This window comes from Streptomyces sp. NPDC059900 (assembly GCF_050270335.1).
Classification (GTDB): Bacteria; Actinomycetota; Actinomycetes; order Streptomycetales; family Streptomycetaceae; genus Streptomyces.
This window is the reverse complement of the sequence record NZ_JBNNJZ010000640.1, coordinates 1-4,332: the sequence shown is the minus strand read 5'-3', so window position 1 is coordinate 4,332 and position 4,332 is coordinate 1. Positions and strand designations below refer to the sequence as shown.

Below are 4,332 nucleotides of genomic sequence, written 5' to 3'. Positions count from 1 at the left end.
GTCCCGCACCGCGTGCGACCGCTCGGCCTGACCGCGTGCGGCGCCGGGCGCCGAAACGACGCCGGACGGACGTCCTCTGCCGCATCCCGGGACCGGGGAAGCCGTCTACATCCCGGGCACCGAGAAGCGGAAGAGCCTGCCCGACCAGGTGGCGAAGAGGGTGGTGCCGAAAGCCTGCGCGGACCAGGGGCCGGAGCCGCCGGTGGCCCGGTGGTGCCAGATCTGCTCGCCGGTCTCGGCGTCGAAGGCATACAGGCCCTTGGTGCCGGACGCGACGAACAGCCCGCCCGGGGCGGCCAGGAGATCGAGGTCGCCCAGGCCCTTGCCAGCCGTCCAGCGTTGCGCGCCGGTCCGGGCGTCGAGTCCGTGCAGGACCTTCTGGTCCAGGTAGCAGAGGGTCGATCCGGCATGTGCGTAACCGCGGTTGCCGCGGGCGGCGGTCTCTACCGCCCACAGCGTCATGCCCGACTCCGGGTCGAAGGCGGCGAGCACGCCCCGGGCCGAGCCGCTGAAGCCGGTGCTCGGGTAGCAGAACAGGATGCCCCCGAGCAGGCCCAGCGAGCCCGCGTAGCCCAGGACCTCACTGTTGGTCGGCGGGAGTTCGGTGGACTTGCTCCACAGCGTGCGGCCGTCGTCGGGATCCAGGGCGAGCAGCTTCATGTCCGCGTCGATGCCATAGAGCACCTTGCTCTTGCCGGGCGGATAGAGGGTGACGAGGTCCTTGGTCCATGCGCGCTCGCCCGTCTTGCGGTCGAGGGCGGAGTATCCCCTGAGCATCGCGGCCGGATTGACTTCCGACGCCTCGCCCCAGGCCAGCGGCGCCCCCGCCGGGGTGACGCCGATGACCATGCTGACGTCCTTGACGTCCCGCGAGGTCCACCGCACCTCGCCGCTGGCCGCCTCCAGGGCCCGGAAGCGTCCGCCGCTCGTGGTCATGAGCAACTCGCCGTCCGAGAAGTCCAGCTGGGCCGTATCGCCCCCGGCCGGGGGCGCGTCCCAGACCTTCTGGCCGGAGCGGCCGTCGAACGCGTACACCTTGCCGTCGGTACGCACCGTGTAGACGTGCTTGTCGTCGGCCAGGGCGTCGGTGTTCTGGCCGCCGAGATCCTTCCACAGGAGCTTGCCGGTGCCCCGGTCGAAGCAGGCCCCGGACGACTTCTCGGTGCACAGCAGCGTGGAGCCGGTCACCGCGCGCAGGGACATGCCCGGCTGCACAAGCTCCTTGGCCCAGTCCAGTGCGGGGGCGGCAGCCGCGTCCCCGCCGCCCTCGCCGCGGGTCCGAAGGAACCAGGTGGTGGTGCCCGCTGCCGCGGTCACAGCAAGGACGGCGCCGCCGGTCAGCAACCGGCGACGGCCCAGCAGCGGGGCGCGCAGCGCGCTTTGCAGCATGCGCTGGTCCTCATCCACCCGCAGCTCGACCGCGCCCAGCCAGCCGGCGGTGGTCTGCGGGCGCAGCCAGGACTGGAGCTGTTCGACGGTGGGGCGCCGGACGGGGTCCTTGTCCAGGCACGCCCTGACGATGCCGAGCAGCCCGTGGGGGACGCCGCCCAGCTCGGGTTCTTCGTAGGCGGCCCGGTAGAGCAGGGCGTGCAGCGCGCCGGTGCCGAACGGCGGAACTCCGGTGGCGGCATAGGCGAGGACGGAGCCGAAGGCGAACACATCGCTCGCGGGCGTGAGGGCGCCCCCTCGCGACTGTTCGGGCGACATGAAGCCGGGCGATCCGGCGACCTGCCCCTCGGCGGTGAGCACCGTTCCGTCCACGGCCCGGCTGATGCCGAAGTCGATGACCCGGGGGCCGTCGCGGGTGAGGAGGATGTTGGAGGGCTTGAGGTCGCGGTGGATGAGCCCGGCGCGGTGGACGGCGGCCAGCGCCTCGGCCAGGCCGCCGCCCAGTACCCGCAACGCGGATTCGGGCATCGGCCCGTGGGCCTCCAGGGCGTCGGTGAGGGAGGGGCCGGGGATGTAGGCGGTGGCCAGCCACGGCTGCGGCCCCTCGGGGTCGGCGTCGATCACCGGTGCCGTGAAGGCGCCGGAGACCGCGCGGGCCGCGTCGACCTCGGCCCTGAAGCGGCGGCGGAAATCGGGATCGGCGGCCAGTTCGGGACGCACCACCTTGACGGCCACCGCGCGGCCGCTGCGCGATGCGGCAAGGTGGACGCGTCCCATGCCGCCCGCACCGAGCTCCCGGATGACCCGGTAGGGGCCGATGTACGTGGCGGCGGACGCGGGGGAGTCGGGCCGCTGGGGCGTCGGCGCGGACGGCGGCACGGCGGGTGTGGGCGGCAGGGTCACGGCGTGTCGCTCCGGAAGGCGTAAAGGGTGGTCTCGGACGCGGCGAAGAGGGTGCTGCCGGACATCTGCAGCAGCCAGCTGCTCTTGCCCTTGGCGTCGTCGCCCGAGGGCTGGTGGGCCCACAGCGTCTTGCCGTCGGCGGGGCGCAGGACGATGAACCCGGGGGTGTCACCGGTGGCCCAGGTGGGGATCGCCACCACGGACGAGGAGACGAGGGGCCCCTGGTCCTGTGCGCCGCCGGTGGTCGTCAGCTGTATCGGGCTGGCGGTGTGCCACGCCTGCTGACCGCTGCGCATGTCCAGGGCGAACACGGTGCCCGGACCGTCGTGCAGGTAGGCCCGGTGGCCGTGGACCCTGGCCGGGCTGATGGTGGTCGTCTCGTTGACGGCCGTCCACAGCTTCTCGCCGTCGGCGGCGCGGAAGGCCTGCACCTTGGTGCTGGTGACGAGCAGGGTCGTCTCGTCGGTGGACAGGTGCGGATAGGCGCCGGGCTTGATGACGTCTGCAACCTTCCACCGCTCGGCGCCCGAACGCAGGCCCAGGCCACGGAGAATGCCGTTGTCCTGGAGGAAGCACAGGCTCCCCCGGGCGTGCGCCTGGAAGTCGCTGCCCTTGACCCGGCGTGACCACAACACCTTGCCCGAGCCGAGATGCACCGCGAGCACCCCGTAGCCCTGGTCACCACTGGTGCCGACGATCGCCACCGAACCGGCGACGGACAGGATGCTCTCGACGAAGTCGGCGAACTGGGCGTCGGCGCCCTGCTCGGTGACCGCGTGGGTGAACTTCTGCTTGCCTGCGGCATCGACGCCGACGAGATAGCCGCGCTCTCCGCTCCACGCCGAGGCGAACAGGGCCGGTCCGCGCACGCCCAGCCACTTGGGATCCCCCGAGACGCCGGAGGGCAGCCGCAGCGAACCCGTCCAGCGTTCCTTGCCGGTCTCGGTGTCGTAGGCGATCGCGCGCCGCTGCTCCCAGTGCACCAACACCGCGCCCAAGAGATGCAGTTGCCCGTTCGTCAGCTTCTTCAGCGGCACCGACCACCGCGGCTTCGGACCGGCGGGGACCTTGGGTTGGGGCCGCCCGGTGCTGCCCGTGCCGTCACCGGCCGGTGCGGCGGCAGGCTTCGACGGCCACCCGGCGAGCACCGCGGCCCCTGCGCCCGCCGCGACGGTGGTGCCGGCCGCGGCGATCCACAGGAACCTGCGGCGACTGGGCCCGCCGGGAGCGCGGGCGAACGGGTCGACGGGCGGAGTGAGGGACACCACGGGCACCGGCGGCGCGCAGGCCAGAACAGCGGCGTGCGCCTCGCGCCGCGCCAGGTCCTCTCGCAGGCCGTCCGTCAGCAGCGCGGCCGGGTCGGCGGCCCCCAGCGCGGTCAGCACCGACGCGGCGGGCGGTCTGCAGGCGGGGTCCTTGTCCAGGCAGGCGGCGATGAGCGGGCTCAAGGCCGCCGGGACCCCCTCCAGTTGGGGCGGGTGGTGGATGGCCCGGTAGAGGATCTCGGTCGCCCCTCCGGAACCGAAGGGGCCCCGGCCGGTGGCGGCGAAGACCAGCACGCAGCCCAGGGAGAAGATGTCGGCCGCCGCTCCGGCCTCGCGGCTGGACACGATCTGCTCGGGCGCCATGAAACCCGGCGTCCCCATCACGGCGCCGGTCCGGGTCACCTGGGTGGCGTCCACCGCGCTGCTGATGCCGAAGTCGATGACGCGGGGCCCGTCCTCGGCGATGAGTACGTTGCCCGGCTTGAGGTCGCGGTGCACGATGCCCGCCTCGTGGATGCCCAGCAGCGCCTCCGCCAGACCGGTGCCCAGCGCCCGCAGCCCGGCCTCGGACAGCACGCCGAAGCCGCTGACGACATCGTGCAGGGACGGCGCGGGAACGTAGGCCGTGGCCAGCCAGGGCTGGGGTGCGTCCGCGTCCGCGTCGAGCACCGGCGGGGTGAAGAAGCCGCTCACGCGGCGCGCGGATGCCGCCTCGCGCCGGAAACGTCCGCGGAAGTTCGGTGCGTCCGCGTACTCGGGCCGGATGACCTTCAGG

The 4,332-nt window shown here is 73.2% G+C and carries 2 protein-coding genes; both read right to left on the bottom strand.

Annotated features, from left to right (window positions below):
• Nucleotides 1-105: 105 nt before the first annotated feature.
• Nucleotides 106-2,292, bottom strand: a complete 2,187-nt coding sequence (locus tag ACQKIP_RS40990) for a protein kinase domain-containing protein (protein WP_365857034.1) — start codon at nt 2,290-2,292, stop codon at nt 106-108.
• The coding region (locus tag ACQKIP_RS40985) for a protein kinase domain-containing protein (RefSeq protein ID WP_427745344.1) at nt 2,289-4,332 on the bottom strand (2,044 nt) is incomplete at its 5' end. The genes ACQKIP_RS40985 and ACQKIP_RS40990, both read right to left, overlap by 4 nt.